This window comes from Cronbergia sp. UHCC 0137, assembly GCF_034932285.1.
In the GTDB taxonomy this organism is placed as follows: Bacteria; Cyanobacteriota; Cyanobacteriia; order Cyanobacteriales; family Nostocaceae; genus Cronbergia.
Window position 1 is genome coordinate 44,235 of the sequence record NZ_JAYGHC010000014.1, and the last position, 16,427, is coordinate 60,661.

Below are 16,427 nucleotides of genomic sequence, written 5' to 3' on the forward strand. Positions count from 1 at the left end.
TAACCAATAATTACTGTTGCTATGTTAGAAAACAACCCACCAGAATTGAAACAACAACCGAGATTTGGATTGTCTCTATTTAGGTGGACTAAGTATTTCTCCAGTCAGGAAGGAGAGATAACTCAAAGCATGACTACTTTTATCTTGATCTGGTTTGGTCAAGTGTTATCTCTAGTTGGCTCACGCACAACCAGTTTTGCTCTAAGTATTTGGGTTTACCAGCATACTAACTCAATTACTCAATTCACTCTCCTGATTCTATCAACAACCTTACCGGGGATTCTCATCTCTCCCATTGCTGGAGTGTTTGTCGATCGCTGGAGTCGGCGCTGGATTATGATTATTAGCGACTTCTGCGCTGGTTTGTGTACCTTAACTATTGCTTGGTTATTTGTTAGTGGTAACTTACAAGTCTGGAATCTATGCTTATTTAGTGCTATTAGCTCTAGTTGCAATGCCTTTCAGACCCTGGCCTATTCTTCAGCTACGACATTATTAGTGCCAAAAGAACAACTTGGTCGTGCCAGTTCTATGACGCAGATTAGGTTAGCGATCGCGGAAATCCTCTCCCCTGCACTGGCGGCTACACTACTGGTAACTGTCCAAATTCCGGGAATTGTTGTTATTGATTTAACAACTTTGGTTTTTGCCCTAATTTGTTTGTTGTTGGTTAAGTTTCCTGAAATTCAGACCACAAAAGCTCAAGGAGAAGAAATTGGTTTTTTCTCTTCATTCTGGCAAGAAATAACCTTTGGATGGCATTATTTTATCGCTCGTCCTGGACTGATTGGGTTAGTAGCTTTTGTGGCAATAAGTAACTTTCTCATTGGTGGGGCCGAAGCTCTAACCACACCCCTTGTACTTTCCTTTGCTTCTACACAAGCTCTAGGTACAATTTCTTCCATTGCCAGTTCTGGAATGTTAATAAGCAGTTTAATTATGAGCTTATGGGGGGGAATAGAACGCCAGATGAATATCATATTTACCTCGATGTTTTTTTTCGGTTTTTTCTATGTGTTAGCCGGCTTACTTCCTAGCCCGATTCTGTTTACTATCTCCGATTTCTTTATATTTTTTATACTCCCAATCGTTAATGGTGCAATCCAAGTAATTTACCAAAAAAAAGTTGCTCCAGAAGTCCAAGGAAAGGTTTTTGCCTTCCGCATTGCCGTAACTCAGGGTTTTCTGCCACTGTCTTATCTGATTGCAGGGCCACTCGCCGACCAAATTTTTGAACCATTGATGGCTGCTGATGGGTTAGGAGCAACCAATATTGGACAAATTATTGGTGTTGGGACTGGTCGTGGTATTGGTTTAATTTTTGTCATCATGGGCATATTTAGCATCATTTTCACCTTTATTGCCTACTTGTATCCCCGTCTGCGTCTGCTAGAAGATGAGTTACCGGATAGTAAGTAGGTGAACAGAAAAATTTAAGGGTGTGCAACGGTATATAAAGTTGTCTCAATGTGATATTCTGATTGAGTTTCAGCCATTTTACAAAACGCAATAAATTTCACTTTTATGATGTACACTTACTTATGGTTTAATTATTTTATATTTGAGAAAATAGTGAGAGTAGAAAATTCAGTAACCATTAGCAATGGTGACTTATCTAAAATTCATGGATAATATTTCTTATCAATGAGTAACTTCTAGAATGTAGTTGAAGGAGACAATATGGCAAGATTAATGATAGTTGGAGCCGGTGGTGTTGGTAGGGTAGTTGCTCACAAATGCGCTGCACAAACAGAATTTTCTGATATTATGTTAGCGAGTCGCACAATTGAAAAGTGTAATCAAATTGCCAAACACATCAACTCACCAAAAATAACTACCGCTACCCTAGATGCGGATGTGGTTGATAATACGGTTAAATTAATTCAAGAATTTCGTCCCGATCTTCTGATTAACGTAGCACTTCCTTATCAAGATTTAGCCTTGATGGATGCTTGTCTCGAAACAAGAGTTAATTATCTCGACACGGCTAACTATGAACCTCCAGATGTGGCAAAATTTGAATATAGTTGGCAATGGGCTTATCAGGAAAGATTCAAAAATGCTGGAATTACAGCAATTCTCGGTTGTGGTTTTGATCCTGGCATGACAGGAGTTTACACCGCCTACGCCTTTAAACACTATTTTGATGAGATTCATTATTTGGATATTATTGATTGTAATGCAGGCGATCATGGACAAGCTTTTGCCACTAATTTTAACCCAGAAATTAATATTCGTGAAATTACACAACATGGACGCTATTTTGAAAATGGTAAATGGGTAGAAGTGCCTCCTCTTTCCATTCATCGCCCAATTTATTACCCAGAAATAGGAATTAGAGAGTCCTATCTTTTATATCACGAAGAGTTAGAATCTTTGGTAAAAAATTTCCCCACAATTAAAAGAGCGCGTTTTTGGATGACATTTTCAGAAAACTATATTACTCATCTGCGCGTCTTAGAGTCTGTAGGGATGACACGGATTGATCCTGTTAATTATGAAGGTACACAAGTAGTTCCCCTCAAATTCCTAAAAGCAATTTTACCTGAACCTTCTTCTTTAGCGGAAAATTATACAGGACAAACCTCTATTGGTTGTCATATTCGTGGTTTAAAAGATGGAAAAGAACGTCAATATTACGTTTATAACAATTGCGATCATGCTGCGTGTTATAAAGAAGTTGCTTCTCAGGCAATTTCCTATACTACAGGTGTTTCAGCAGTAGTTGGTGCATTAATGTTAGTGCAGGAACTATGGAAAAAGCCTGGAGTTTTTAATGTAGAAGAATTTGATCCAGATCCCTTTATGAAATTGGTGGCAAAACTTGGTTTACCCTGGCATGAAGTGATTGATCAAGGATCACCCTTTGAGGTATAGCCAGAATGACCATAATTAGCGATTTAATCAATAAAATCCCTTCACCTTGTTTTGTGTTGGAAGAGGCACTTTTAGAGCGAAATCTGGCTATTTTTGCACGAGTGCAACAGGAAGCCCCTGTAAAGGTAATGCTGGCATTAAAGGGGTTTTCTCTCTTTCATAGTTTCCCCATTCTTCGCAAGACACTTCCAGGTGCATCTGCAAGTTCATTATGGGAGGCGCAACTGGCGGCGGAGAAATTTGGCGGAGAAGTTCATGTTTATTCCCCGGCTTATAGAGATGAAGATTTACCGCAGATTTTACCTTTGGCTTCCCATCTAACTTTTAATTCTGTCACACAATGGGAAAGATACGCGCCCATTATTACCAAATCATCTTCTCATCCGTCTATCGGCTTGCGAATTAACCCTGAATATTCACCAGTAAAAACCGCGCTGTATAATCCTTGTGTGCCTTATACTCGTCTTGGTGTTTTAGAAAATCAACTTGGAGATACCTTACCAAAAGGAGTTGAGGGTTTTCTGTGTCACAATTTATGTGAAAGTGATTCTTATGCCTTAGAGAAAACATTATCACAAATAGAGCAGTTATTTGGGCGTTTTCTGTCTCAGCTAAAATGGCTAAATCTTGGCGGTGGTCATTTGATGACTCGTAAAGAGTATGATGTGGATCACGCGATTGAAATTATTAAGGCTTTTCACAAACGCTACCCCCATCTGAGGCTAATTATTGAACCAGGTTCGGCGATCGCTTGGGAAACTGGATTTTTGTTGAGTACAGTGCAAGATCTAATTCCTACTCCCGCGCTGACTAATGTTATGCTGGACATCTCTTTTACTGCTCATACACCAGATTGTTTAGAAATGCCCTATAAACCAGTAATTCGGGGGGCGCATGATCCTCAAGACGGCGAAAAAGCATATTGCATGGGGGGATCAAGTTGTTTAGCAGGAGATTTTATAGGGAATTATGCTTTTACTGAAGATTTATCTATTGGTGATCGGTTAATTTTTGAAGATATGATGCACTATACAATGGTCAAAACTTCCATGTTTAATGGTGTAGTGCATCCTGCTATTGGCATGATCAAAAAAGATGGTACTTTCGTTTTATGGCGAAAATTTTCCTATCAAGATTATTGTGCCAGATTGGGATAACCCTCTTTTGTCACTTTCCGGGGTTTCCTATGAATAAAAATTAATTTTACCTATACTTTCTGTTTGCACATTTTTTATTGGGAAATTTCTTCAAACCTTGTCTAACCATACACTTCTAAAGGAGCTTTCTTCATCCCAGTTACCTCTTGTATAGATAAATATTTACGCACCATATTCATTACCCGTTCTGCCACTATTGGTTTAGACATAAAATCTGTAGAACCAACTACCTTAGCTCTAACTCTATCCACCAAGCCATCACTGCTAGTTAAAATAATTACTGGAGTATTTGCAAACGCTGGAATACGTCGTAGTTGAGTGCAAATTTCATAACCACTAGCTACTGGCATTACTAAATCTAAAAAGATCAAGTCAGGCTTATTATGAATCAAAATCGGTAAAGCTTGCACAGGATCTAGAACTTTTATAAATCTCAATCCATGAGTAGTGATAATTTTTTCTAAAAGGTTACAAACTAGAGGACTATCATCTACACAAGCAATTAGTGGTTCATTTTTAATTTGTGGAGTAGTTTTATTTGTGGGTTGTCGAGGAAGAGAGTTATTAACTTCATTAACTAATAACGGCAAATCAGGTACTTCTACTAATTCAATAATACCCTTGAGAATATAAGGAAGCAAAGAACGCACAACAGGCATAGTATCCTGCTTCATTCTCATTGCTAACTCTCGCAAAGTGGATCTGCCATTAATTAAAGCTACAAAGTTTTTGTATACAGATTGACTTACAACCTGTTCGAGTTGTTGTGATCTGCGTAAAACTGGCGCTAAATTAGGAGAAATATTGGCCAGACCTGCTTTTTTCCAATTATCCCATGATTCTTGCATTTCCTTAATCGAGATATCTGCATTTGTAAAACTCATTGCCGTATTTAGCACTACTTCCTGACTACGAAGACAGGTTATTGAAGTAAAATCTAGTTCTAGAGCTAAATCAAATAGTAGTTCGGCGATAGTGTTTTCCGTAATAGCTTGAATTTGCTCTCGTTGAATTTTTTGTCTTTTATACAATATCTCCAATAAATTGTAATCCCAGTAATTAATTGCTATATCTTCAGAACGAAAACGCATTTTCTCTACATCAATTTGAGGGCAATGTTGAGCCATTTGTCTACGCCAACGGCTAAAGGGATGAGTCCCCCCTGTAGCCCACACTAACCTACCTAGCCGATAGTAAAAAGTCCATTGTACCCCTTTGTTATTTTTAATAATTAATTGTCCGTTGTATTGCAACTGAGTACAAATTTTAAAATTATTAACGAGGTTAAAAGATTCTGAGATTTCTGGTTGGTTCATAATTTTTTGCCTACTAATCATTTAAAGTCAGGGTTGAGAAAATCCACACTAGCTATATAGTTTTTTGTAACTACCCTAGAACTATTGATGGAAAACTGTACCCAATCTACTTAAATACCTAATTGATTGCTTAAGAATACACGTACATACGATTACTCTGTCCTAATAGGTATTAATTACCGGATGATATAAAAGGTTTAATTTAAATGGTCATTCCTGTATCTAATATTTTTAGAGGATTGGACGATGCCCTACATATCACGATACCAAACTGTAAGATGTATTTATTTAGTGTACTTAAAATTTAATATTCTTATAACCGTATAATTCCCGATTTTAATTTTTACAAAAACTTCTATGAAGGTTATTGTTGAGGGCTTTTACTACGTCAACCAAATAGAAGATCATGCTCTGTCAATGGGGATATACTTATTTAGTTCAGATGAAGAGCTACAGGTAATATTATAGTTTTTATGAAGAAATCAATAAGATCAATCTTAATTGATGTGAGTTTCAATTATTTGGTATGATCAATTATGGTTTTTTCTATAGCTAGAATAAGATAAAATTTTACAGTCCTAGAAACTTCCAAATAAAAAAATATCCCAACATTTCTTGTTGTGCAGCCATACTATGGCTAACGCCATGCTACACGAACGACAAGCTCAGTATACTAAAAACGGTTGGAACATGGACTTTTACAAAATCACGAAAAACCCAGATTTGTAGGGGTTTAGCAATGCCCATTGGTGTCAACTTAACATCAAACTCTTGTAATGCCGTTATATCAAACTTATTCAGTTCCCCAACAATCAAGAAGAACCTCACCCCCGCTTTTGCTAAAGCAAAATCTCCCCTCCCCTGCGAGCTACCGTGTACACACAAGTCTTATCAAGATTAAATCGGCGGTTAGAAACCGCAACTACACAGGCAAAACCCACCTCCGTGGGTTAAAAATAAGTAGTTTTTCTTCAGTCCACGCAGGTGGACTTTGTTTGTGTAGCCGTGATTTCTAATCGCCAGGGCTTGTTTTGGGTAATCAGATCACTTGTGTGTACACCGTAGCCCCTGCGAGGGGAGGGGATTAAGGGGCTGACAGGTGTAGGTTTTTCACAATTGGGTGAAGGCAGGACTTGGAAGACAAGGAGGGAAAGTAGACAAGGAAGATTTTATACAAAAAATGGTCTGTTGAGCGTCAGTTTTTGTGACCAATCGTACATGATTTATAGGATTTTCCTTCCTTGTCGCCTTGTCTACCTTGTCCCCCAAGTCTTGCCCTTACGACAATGTAAAATACCTACCCTTGTGAGGGATTAAGGGGTGGGGTAATACGTTTGTGGGACAATGATTAGAGCCTAAGTTGACACCAATGGCAATGCTAAACCCCTACAAATCTGGGTTTGTCGTAATTTTGTAAAAGTCCATGTTCCAACCGTTTTTAGTATAGTGCGGTGCGTCAGATAGAAAAAATCTGTTTTGTGCCAAATTATCGGGTCTGACGTGGTTGGTGAGCTTGCCGAACCACACCCTACAAGAGTAAAATCCATAACTACTATCTTATGTAATAGATTATGTCAATGGGTAACTCCTAAAGATTGTAGATATTCCTATTTTCTCTTTATCTCTTCAAAGGTATAAAGATTTTGGACTTGTATGGCTAAAGTCACCCTAGACTATCAGTAAATCATAAGTATTAAATGTATACTTTGAGAATCACGAATTAAAATTAGGTGATACATTCTTTATTGTTAGCTCAAATTTCCTGAAGTTCTCTAAAGAGATGGTAAAGTTGCGAAAAACACTGTTTGTTTTATTTGAACAGGAGGGTAAGATAAGGCACAGATAGGAAAAATAACAATGTTTCAACCGCAATTACAACGGCTAAGTTAAGTCAAGGCAACAATGAAAATTAAAATTTCTGCTCTCATAGGTTCGGCTTTATTAACTACTGGTGTAATGACAACACTTACCGTTGCACCTGTTCATGCGGCTACCTTTAGTTGTGCCAGCAACATTTCTGGTAAAGTGACAGGTACTAATGCTTGCGAAGTAAGTGATGATTTCAGTCAGGATTCTGTAAGTCCCAACAAGCCTTTGACGGTGAATACTGAAGAGTTTTTTGATACCACTAACTGGATATTTGGTGGTAAAATTGGTAGTAACACTGGCTACACAGGTACTAAATCAGGAAAGTCTGGAAGTTGGAATATTGCCAGTGCTATTAAAGATAACTGGGATGATGTGATGCTCGTTTTCAAAAGTGGTAACGATACTAAGTTGACAGGTTACAAGGTGACAGATGGTGTAAAGTCTGGTACTTGGCAATCTCCATTTTTACAATTTGATAACAAAGGTAAAGAGAAAAGCCCAAAAGATGTATCTCACATCAGTGTTTACTACACAACAAAACCTAAGCCCAGAAAAGTTCCTGAACCAACCGCACTCATTGGTCTAGGTTTCGTAGTAAGTGGTATGGTTTTTTCTCGTCGTCGTATTGTCAATTAATACTTCCACATTGTATTTAAAATTCTGGAATTTTGCCGCGTCTGTGAATGATAAAGTCGTTGCAGGTTAATCCCTGTGGCGATTTGTTTTTTAGTTAATTATATGAGAATATTACAAATTGTACCTTCAATTTCTCTGATTTATGGGGGTCCTAGTCAAATGGTACTAGGATTAGCTCCTGCATTGGCAAGGGCAGGTGTAAAGGTTACAATTATTACAACTGATAGTAATGGCGATAATGGTCAAGAACCACTTGATGTACCATTAAATATACCTATTCAACAAGATGGTTATGAAATAATTTACTTTCGTTGCGCGCCATTTCGTCGGTATAAGTTTTCGCTAGATTTATTAACATGGCTGAGAAATCACGCGCAGGATTTTGATCTTGCTCATATTCATGCTTTATTTTCTCCTGTGAGTAGTGCGGCTGCAACTGTGTGTCGTGTAAAAAAGCTACCTTATATTTTACGTCCATTGGGGACTCTTGACCCGGCTGACTTGCGAAAAAAAAAGCAATTAAAACGGCTTTATGTTGCCCTTTTAGAACGCTATAATTTAGCTGGTGCAGCAGCAATTCATTTTACCAGTGAACAAGAGGCGAAAATATCTGCTAGATTTGGGGTATCAACGCAGGATTTGGTGATTCCGTTGGGGGTGATTCCACCAAAGAGTAGAAATGGGGTTGTTGGCTGGGATATCCCGAATGATGTACCTGTGTTACTATTTATGTCGCGGATTGATCCTAAAAAGGGTTTAAATTTGCTGATTCCGGCGTTGGAGAGGTTGTTAATTGAAGGTTATAATTTCCATTTTGTTTTAGCTGGGACTAATCCCCAAGATCCTAGTTATGAGGAAAGGATCAAATTGCAAATTGCTAATTCACCGTTGCGATCGCACTCTACCATAACAGGCTTTGTGACTGGTGATGTAAAAGCTAGTTTACTCCAAGCTGCTGATTTGTTTATTTTACCTTCTTACTACGAAAATTTTGGCATTGCGGTAGCAGAAGCAATGGTAGCAGGAGTTCCAGTCATAATTTCTGACCAGGTACATATTTATCAACAGGTGCTAGATAGCGAGTCTGGTTGGGTGGGAACTACTGATGTGCAAGCAGTGCTGGACTTGTTAATCGAGGCTTTGTCAAATCCGCAAGAATGCCAACGTCGGGGATTAAATGCCCAAAAATACGCTTTACAGCATTTTAGCTGGGATGCGATCGCTCTGCAAGTCATCCAAGCTTACCAAAATATTACAGTCTCAGTTTAATTTTTATTCCTTTAGGAGGATGAAATACCACTAAAAAACATGATATTTAAGATTTTAATGAATAATTACTGATTAAATTACATTAATCAAATTAACTATCGACACTCTAAGAGGATGGTTGATGAGTTATAATTATTACTATTATTCCCCTATGTAAACCTGGGAAAATATCCTCTTACATTCTAAAACTTCCCCTTACATTCTAAAACTTCCCCTCTATTACAGTGACCATTACACTTTATTTCCTTCGTCACGGACAAACCGAATGCAGTCGCAGTCATGCTTTTTGCGGTGCAATAGATTCAGAATTGACTCCAGAAGGTGTAGAAATGGCAAATGCTTTTGCTGCTGCTTACAGTTCTATTCCCTGGCAAGCTGTTTATAGTAGTCCTATGCAGCGAACTTTGTCCACAGCAAAACCTTTATGTACTGCAATAGGAATCCAACCAGAACAACGAAATGGGTTAAAAGAAATCCACTATGGTGAATGGGAAGGAAAAACCCCAGAATTGATCAACCAAGAATATCATGATGATTATATTCGTTGGTCGGCCGATCCTGCTTGGTATGCACCGACTGGGGGAGAAATGGCAATATCAATTGCTTCTCGGTCTATGCAGGTAATTGAGGAAATTAAGCATCTTTATAAGAGTGGTAATATATTAGTTGTTACCCATAAAGCAACTATCAGAATAATTCTGTGTAGTCTACTAGGAATTGATGTTGGACGCTTTCGTTATCGTTTGGGGTGTCCTGTGGGATCTGTAAGTATTGTTGAATTTACAGAACATGGACCCATATTACAAACTTTAGCTGATCGAACTCATTTAGATGCAAGATTGCGAAATTTGCCAGGAAGTTAATTGGTAATTGAAATAGCTAAATCCACAATATCTGAACAGGATTTCAAAGATTAGAGGATTGATTCTCATTTCATTCCTTAATCCTGATCGTATTTGGAAACAACAAATTATATCAAGTGAAGAAATATGAAGGTAGCAACAAAGGTGAATAGTATTGATAATTATGATTTTTCCGGGTTAGGAAAAGTGACCATCCCTCAAGCTTCTGCTCAATTCAAATCGGGATTTATTGGGATTATTGGCCGTCCTAATGTTGGTAAATCAACGTTGATGAATCAGTTAATAGGACAAAAAATTGCGATTACTTCACCCATAGCCCAAACTACTCGTAACCGATTACGCGGCATTTTAACAACACCTGAAGCCCAGCTAATTTTTGTAGATACTCCAGGCATTCATAAACCCCATCACGAATTAGGGGAAGTGCTGGTGCAAAATGCTAAAATTGCCATTGAATCAGTAGATGTGATATTATTGGTGGTTGATGGCACAGTAAATTGTGGTTCAGGCGATCGCTATATTGCCGATTTACTCCTGTATAGCAAAGTACCAATAATTTTGGGTATCAACAAAAGTGACGAACAAGTTTTAAATTCTCAGCAAATAGATAACAGTTACCTTGAGTTAGGCAATTATTATCAATGGGAAACAGTCAAATTTTCTGCTAAAACTGGAGCAGGATTACTGCAATTGCAAGATCTATTAGTTGCACAACTAGAAACAGGTCCCTATTACTATCCTCCAGACTTAGTGACAGACCAACCAGAACGCTTTATTATGGGTGAATTGATCAGAGAACAGATTTTGCTGTTGACCCGTGAAGAAGTACCCCATTCAGTAGCGATCATCATCGACAAAGTAGACGAAACCCCCGGTATTACCCGTGTCATTGCCACCATAAATGTCGAAAGAGACTCACAAAAAGGGATTTTGATTGGCAAAGGTGGATCAATGCTTAAAGCTGTTGGAAGCGCAGCACGGGAGCAAATCCAGAAGCTAATTGCTGGTAAGGTTTATCTAGAATTGTTCGTGAAAGTTCAACCTAAATGGCGACAGTCACGCATGAGTTTAGCAGAATTAGGTTATCGGGTAGAATCATAAGAATAGTTAGGGCTAGGAGTCAGGAGTCAGGAGTCAGGAGTCAGGAGGAAGAATTAGAAGAGGTTTTTGGTGGTTTTAACGCTTATTGCTTATTCACCTTCAAACTTTTGATATATTTCAGTTAGTTTTAGCTTTATATGCCTAACGGTACGCTACGCTATCAGCAAGCCCTAGTTAATTGACAAAATGCTCCCAGCTAGTTTTTATCCTCTAAATTTACCTCTTGATGCGCCACCATTGCGTGTGTTAATCGTCGAAGATGATCCGATGATGCAATTGGGACTAGAACAATCTTTAATGTCTCATCCTCAGTTAGAGATTGTGGGACAAGCAGAAGATGGTTATTTAGGGGTGCAAAGAGCATTACAATTAAAACCCGATTTGGTGGTGATGGATATTGGTTTACCGCGATTAGATGGGATTGCAGCTACCCAACAAATTAAAGCCGCACTGCCAAAAACCCATGTGGTGATGCTGACATCTCATCAAAGATCAACGGAAATTATTGCAGCTTTATCTAGTGGTGCAGATGCTTATTGTATCAAAGGTGCGAGTATTGAAAGATTATTGAGTGCGATCGCTGCCGCAGTTGATGGTGCAACCTACCTAGATCCGCAAATAGCCCGCAGTGTAATTGACAACCTGAAACCACCAACAAACAGTGAAAATAACGTCAACTTATCTAGTCGTGAATTAGAAGTATTAAAACTAATTGTTGAGGGTTTAAGTAACCCAGAAATTGCCAAAAAACTCTACTTGAGTCCCAATACAGTAAAAACCCATGTCCGGGGAGTAATGAATAAACTATCAGTAGATGATCGGGTACAAGCTGCTGTAGTTGCCCTTCGCAGTGGATTAGTTTAAAAATCAATAGACATCTATTTGGTGAAAAAAAATGTATGTAAGGAATATGAATTAAATAAAGTGCAAAAGTAGGGTGTGTTAGCGACAGCGTAACGCACCATTCCAGGTTAAATCAGAATTGCAGGTTATTAAATTTGCGTTCCTAACGTAAGTTGCTAGTTAGATTAAACAAGGTGCGTCAGAAACTAAAAATTAGTGATTTCAGCCTAAATTATTCCGTCTGACGCACCCTACAGACTACAAAATATCCGAAAAATTAATAACTAGCAACTTGAGTTATGTAGAGACGTTCCATGGAACGTCTCTACAAGGGTTGCGGATAACGCATATTTAGTTTCTGGAGATGTCTAATGTGGATTTACTCGTTCCAGCAACCATAAAGAAGCCACAGTCCCAACAAAATGAGCCGCAATACCGTTAATGTTGGCTACCATCACAAACACATCCAAGGCACGAATAATCTTGTTGGGTTCAGTAATCGCTACTCCTGGAGGTTGGGATAAAGATTTTGCCACAAACACACCCACGGTTGATTCTGCACCCAATAGGGTTAAAAATATTCCCACTAAACCCAAGATAGCCCCCACTCGCACAGACCACATAGTATCTGCCTTACTAGGATGCAACGTGGGATTAGGATTTGCCAATTTTCTACCAAAACGGGTATAACGAAAATCCCAATAAAGACTAACAAATAAGATTATTATCCCACAAACAGCCCAGAATACACCAATTCCCAAACCAGTATTAGGTTTTTCTGCAAAACGGCGGCCTGTAGAGGCAAATAGCAAAGCCAAGCCAGAAACCACCCCAAAAGCCAATTGTACCCAAAAGGTAATCCAACCTGTGAGGCGAATAGTTTTAGCAATTCCTTGTAATCTTGGTGCAAGCGATCGCGCTTCCGATTCAATTTGCATATTTTTGATTGATTGCTTGGCATCTCCCCCTGCTTATTGAGGATATTTCTTTGAGTTGATTATTTACCCCTACCTTGAGACATATTTGACTGGAATAAACCCAAAAAATTATTGATGATTTTCGGTTGGGCGATCGCTAAACAAGAATAATGGGTTAAACTGCCGTTTCTACTTCTTCAATAACATCAACTTTTTTCTGGGTCAATTCTTCCTGAAGTACATCTAAATCGAACCAAAAAGTAGTACCCACACCCACTTCACTAACTAAACTGACTTGACTATGATGCCTGTCAATAATGTTTCTAACAATTGATAAACCTAAACCAGTTCCTTCTAGAGTGTGAACTCGGTTTTCTACCCTAAAAAAGCGATCAAAGATGGCTTGTTGGTCTTCAGCAGCGATGCCAATTCCTGTATCACCAATTTCAATTCTAACTTGAGGGGATTGAGTATGAGAATTAGGTTTAGAATCTAGTTGATAGGCACGAATTACTACCTTACCACCTGCGGGAGTAAACTTGAGAGCATTGCCAATTAAATTACCGAATACTTGCAACAATAAATCATAATGACCTATTACTAAAGGCAAGTTTGGAGCTACTTCTTGAATTAGTTCAATGCCTTTATCTTTAGCATTTAGTTGATAAGTTCGTAATGTTTGTTCAAGTGCTTGGGCTAAATCTACTCCATCAAAATTGTAAGTACGACCTGATTCAAGTTTTGATAGATCTAACACATCATTAACTAAACGAGTTAGTCTATCGGTTTCATGATTAACTGTCTGTAAAAACTCTTGCCGTTCCTCTAGCCCTAAATCTTCACCGTAATCATGTAGGGTTTCAATATAAGTTTTGATATTAAATAAAGGTGTTCGTAATTCGTGGGAAATATTGCTGATAAATTGACTTTTTGCTTCGTTTAATTCTACTTCACGGGTAATATCTTGAACGGTAATGGCAATACCTTTAATACTTTCCCGTTGTTGGTTAAGAACTGTAGTCAAAAGAATCCTAATTGTCCGTTTGGTAGGTTGATTTAAAGTAATGCGAAATTCGGCTGTTTCACATTCACCTGCTGCCATTTCATATAAAGTTCGGGTAATTTCCATTTGGACTGTTGGGGGCAAATTATGTAAGAGGTTGCTACCAACTACGTCAATACCTTCCCAACCGAATATTCTTCGGGCTGTGGGGTTGACTAAAATCACCTGCATATTATTATCAATTAATACTGCTCCATCGGCAATGGTGGAAACTAAGGTTTCTAATTTAGCTTTTTCGGCGGTTAATTCTTCAATGTTTTGTTCTTCATAACGCTCTAATCTCTCTGCCATTTCATTAAAGCTAAAAATTACCTCTCCTAGTTCTCCACCAAAGGGTAAATCAATTCGCTGTTTAAAGTTACCAGCAGCAATTTGTCTGACTCCTACTAATAGTTCTTTAATCGGTTTAGTAATGGTCAAAGCATTAATTACCCCCGCTAAAACCACCATCACCCAAATTGTGATAAATACAGCAATGGTGACATCACGGGTAAAATTAGTGGAAATGACTGCGGTTTGGTTGGGGTTGATGCCGATCGCTAACACACCCAAATATTTTTTATCAACGATTAGTGGCACAAAAACATCAGTGACAATACCCGATGGGGTTGTATGTTGTCGTACCATAGGCTGATCACTATCACTAGGATAATCTTCTGGGAGTTGAATTTTTCGTTTGATGGTGAGGGTATTTTCTACCTCTGGTTCCCAAAAGGGAATACCAAAAAAGATTTTTCCGGTTTCATCAGCGTAGAGCATATAACGCACGCTAGATGTGCTGCTATAAAAACGTTGGGAAAATAGAGCTACATCAGAGAGATTATGTTCGGCAATTAGTGGTGCTACGTTGTTAGCCAGGAGTAGCCCCAGGTCACGACCAAAGCGGGTGTCATTGAGACGTGCATCTTGCTGGATTGTGTTGATAGCCCAGAAAGTTAAACCACTCATGACCAGGGAAACTACCAAGGTAGCGACGGCCAGGAGTTTGGTTTGGAGGGTAAATTCTGACCACCAATTAGCCAGGGTTTTAGACACATTGTTGGTAAAGGCATCTCGGATTGTGGTGAAAAAAGCCAGCATTTTAAATGGGGATTGGGGGACTAGGGAGTAGGGAGGAAGCAAACTTGCTAATTTTTAACTTAGAACTCGATAACCGATATCTCTACGGTAGTACATCCCGCTAAATTCTATTTGTTGAATGCCCGCGTAAGCTTGTGCGATCGCTTGAGTAAAATCATCTCCCACTGCCGTCACATTTAATACTCTACCTCCGTCTGTGACGATTTGTTGTAGTTCGTTCAACTTAGTACCTGCATGAAAAACAGTTGTTCCGGCGGCTTGGGCTTGTTCAATACCATTAATTACCTTAGCTTTTTCATATTCTCCGGGATAACCACCGGAAGCAGCTACTACACTGGCCGATGCTCCTTTTTTCCAAGCAATAGGAGGCATTGCTGCCAAACGCTGCTGTACACAAGCCAAAATTAGGTCTTCTAGAGGAGTTTCTAACAATGGCAAAATTACCTGTGTTTCTGGATCACCGAAGCGACAGTTAAATTCTAAAACTTTAAAATCTCCTGTTGGTGTAATCATCAATCCAGCATAGAGTACCCCACGATAGTCGATGTTTCTAGATTTTAAGATGGCGATCGCTCTTTCTAAAACTTCTGTCTGCACACGTGCCATCAATTCCGGTGTAGCGATCGGTGCGGGGGCATAGGCTCCCATTCCCCCAGTGTTTTCTCCTGTGTCACCCTCACCTATGCGTTTATGATCTTGAGCAGGTAATAAAGGCCGAATTGTCAAACCATCTGTTAGTGCTAATACCGAAACTTCCTCTCCCTGCAAACATTCTTCAATTACCACAAAATTGCCCGCATTGCCAAACTGTCCCCCAAAAATGGCATCTATCGCCCTCTCTGCCTGTTCTAAACTTTGGGCAACGGTGACACCCTTACCGGCGGCCAACCCGTCAGCTTTGACAACAATGGGGATTCCCTGGGCTTTTACATAGGATTTGGCAGCTTTTCCTTCCGTAAATACCGCCGCCTTAGCCGTGGGAATACCTGCTTCTTCCATCAAAGCCTTAGCCCATGCCTTACTAGCTTCAATTTGCGCTCCCATTTTACCCGGGCCAAATACCATCAAACCTTGTTTTTGCAGATAATCGGTAATTCCTTTAGCTAATGGCACTTCTGGACCCACAACCACCAAAGAAATCCCATTTTTCAAAGCATACTCACTGATACCTGCAAAGTCATCTACCAGCAGAGGCAAGTTTTGGCAACGTTCCATAGTTGCTGTTCCCCCATTCCCTGGTACACAAACAACTTGCTCTATTTGATGCGATTGTAGCAATTTCCACGCCAGAGCGTGTTCCCGTCCTCCATTACCGACAACTAAAACTTTCACTAATTTCCTCGTACATTATCTAGTAATATGTATTTTACCTAAATTGCCGTCATACCCCATAACAAGTATTCAAGCAAAGATGATTAATCATCAATTATCTAGGG

The 16,427-nt window shown here is 39.1% G+C and carries 12 protein-coding genes; 8 read left to right on the forward strand and 4 right to left on the reverse strand.

Features of this window, described 5'->3' with window-relative positions; translation table 11 throughout:
• Nucleotides 1-129: 129 nt before the first annotated feature.
• The 3 genes from VB711_RS09015 (at nt 130) to nspC (ending at nt 4,034) form a co-directional block, all read left to right on the forward strand.
• Nucleotides 130-1,419: an MFS transporter gene (locus VB711_RS09015; protein WP_323285553.1), complete on the forward strand. Its 1,290-nt coding sequence runs from the start codon at nt 130-132 to the stop codon at nt 1,417-1,419.
• A 261-nt stretch (nt 1,420-1,680) separates the two neighbouring features.
• Nucleotides 1,681-2,877, forward strand: a complete 1,197-nt coding sequence (locus VB711_RS09020) for a saccharopine dehydrogenase family protein (RefSeq protein WP_323285554.1) — start codon at nt 1,681-1,683, stop codon at nt 2,875-2,877.
• A gap of 5 nt (nt 2,878-2,882) precedes the next feature.
• Entirely contained in the window at nt 2,883-4,034 is a 1,152-nt protein-coding gene (gene nspC, locus VB711_RS09025) for a carboxynorspermidine decarboxylase (RefSeq protein ID WP_323285556.1), read from the forward strand.
• A gap of 101 nt (nt 4,035-4,135) precedes the next feature.
• Here nspC and VB711_RS09030 read toward each other — a convergent pair whose 3' ends face one another.
• Nucleotides 4,136-5,350: a response regulator gene (locus VB711_RS09030; protein WP_323285557.1), complete on the reverse strand. Its 1,215-nt coding sequence runs from the start codon at nt 5,348-5,350 to the stop codon at nt 4,136-4,138.
• A 1,902-nt stretch (nt 5,351-7,252) separates the two neighbouring features.
• Between VB711_RS09030 and VB711_RS09035 the strand changes: the two genes are divergently transcribed.
• From VB711_RS09035 to VB711_RS09055, 5 genes are all read left to right on the forward strand, one after another.
• Nucleotides 7,253-7,855, forward strand: a complete 603-nt coding sequence (locus VB711_RS09035) for a PEP-CTERM sorting domain-containing protein (RefSeq protein WP_323285559.1) — start codon at nt 7,253-7,255, stop codon at nt 7,853-7,855.
• Nucleotides 7,856-7,957: 102 nt separating this feature from the next.
• Nucleotides 7,958-9,124, forward strand: coding sequence for a hormogonium polysaccharide biosynthesis glycosyltransferase HpsP (gene hpsP, locus VB711_RS09040; RefSeq protein WP_323285560.1), 1,167 nt, complete (start codon nt 7,958-7,960; stop codon nt 9,122-9,124).
• 224 nt (nt 9,125-9,348) lie between these two features.
• A complete protein-coding gene (locus VB711_RS09045; RefSeq protein WP_323285562.1) occupies nt 9,349-9,987 on the forward strand; it encodes a histidine phosphatase family protein in 639 nt (212 codons plus the stop codon).
• A gap of 126 nt (nt 9,988-10,113) precedes the next feature.
• The gene (gene era, locus VB711_RS09050; RefSeq protein WP_323285563.1) at nt 10,114-11,088 is read left to right on the forward strand and encodes a GTPase Era; all 975 of its coding nucleotides are present in this window, start codon (nt 10,114-10,116) and stop codon (nt 11,086-11,088) included.
• A 186-nt stretch (nt 11,089-11,274) separates the two neighbouring features.
• Nucleotides 11,275-11,952 (forward strand): response regulator transcription factor, encoded by a 678-nt coding sequence (locus VB711_RS09055; protein ID WP_323285564.1) that lies wholly within the window; start codon nt 11,275-11,277, stop codon nt 11,950-11,952.
• Between the two features lie 347 nt (nt 11,953-12,299).
• Here the strand turns inward: VB711_RS09055 and VB711_RS09060 are convergent, their stop codons facing one another.
• From VB711_RS09060 to purD, 3 genes are all read right to left on the reverse strand, one after another.
• Nucleotides 12,300-12,869, reverse strand: coding sequence for a DUF3611 family protein (locus VB711_RS09060; RefSeq protein ID WP_323285566.1), 570 nt, complete (start codon nt 12,867-12,869; stop codon nt 12,300-12,302).
• Between the two features lie 154 nt (nt 12,870-13,023).
• Nucleotides 13,024-14,991, reverse strand: a complete 1,968-nt coding sequence (gene nblS / locus VB711_RS09065; protein ID WP_323285568.1) for a two-component system sensor histidine kinase NblS — start codon at nt 14,989-14,991, stop codon at nt 13,024-13,026.
• A 54-nt stretch (nt 14,992-15,045) separates the two neighbouring features.
• Entirely contained in the window at nt 15,046-16,323 is a 1,278-nt protein-coding gene (purD, locus tag VB711_RS09070) for a phosphoribosylamine--glycine ligase (RefSeq protein ID WP_323285569.1), read from the reverse strand.
• Nucleotides 16,324-16,427 lie beyond the last annotated feature (104 nt).

What these genes read in the sequence shown, in the direction of transcription:
- VB711_RS09015 (WP_323285553.1), top strand. Translation starts at nt 130, where the DNA reads ATGACTACTTTTATCTTGATCTGGTTTGGTCAAGTGTTATCTCTAGTT.
- VB711_RS09020 (WP_323285554.1), top strand. Translation starts at nt 1,681, where the DNA reads ATGGCAAGATTAATGATAGTTGGAGCCGGTGGTGTTGGTAGGGTAGTT.
- nspC (WP_323285556.1), top strand. Translation starts at nt 2,883, where the DNA reads ATGACCATAATTAGCGATTTAATCAATAAAATCCCTTCACCTTGTTTT.
- VB711_RS09030 (WP_323285557.1), bottom strand. Translation starts at nt 5,350, where the DNA reads ATGAACCAACCAGAAATCTCAGAATCTTTTAACCTCGTTAATAATTTT.
- VB711_RS09035 (WP_323285559.1), top strand. Translation starts at nt 7,253, where the DNA reads ATGAAAATTAAAATTTCTGCTCTCATAGGTTCGGCTTTATTAACTACT.
- hpsP (WP_323285560.1), top strand. Translation starts at nt 7,958, where the DNA reads ATGAGAATATTACAAATTGTACCTTCAATTTCTCTGATTTATGGGGGT.
- era (WP_323285563.1), top strand. Translation starts at nt 10,114, where the DNA reads ATGAAGGTAGCAACAAAGGTGAATAGTATTGATAATTATGATTTTTCC.
- VB711_RS09055 (WP_323285564.1), top strand. Translation starts at nt 11,275, where the DNA reads ATGCTCCCAGCTAGTTTTTATCCTCTAAATTTACCTCTTGATGCGCCA.
- VB711_RS09060 (WP_323285566.1), bottom strand. Translation starts at nt 12,869, where the DNA reads ATGCAAATTGAATCGGAAGCGCGATCGCTTGCACCAAGATTACAAGGA.
- nblS (WP_323285568.1), bottom strand. Translation starts at nt 14,991, where the DNA reads ATGCTGGCTTTTTTCACCACAATCCGAGATGCCTTTACCAACAATGTG.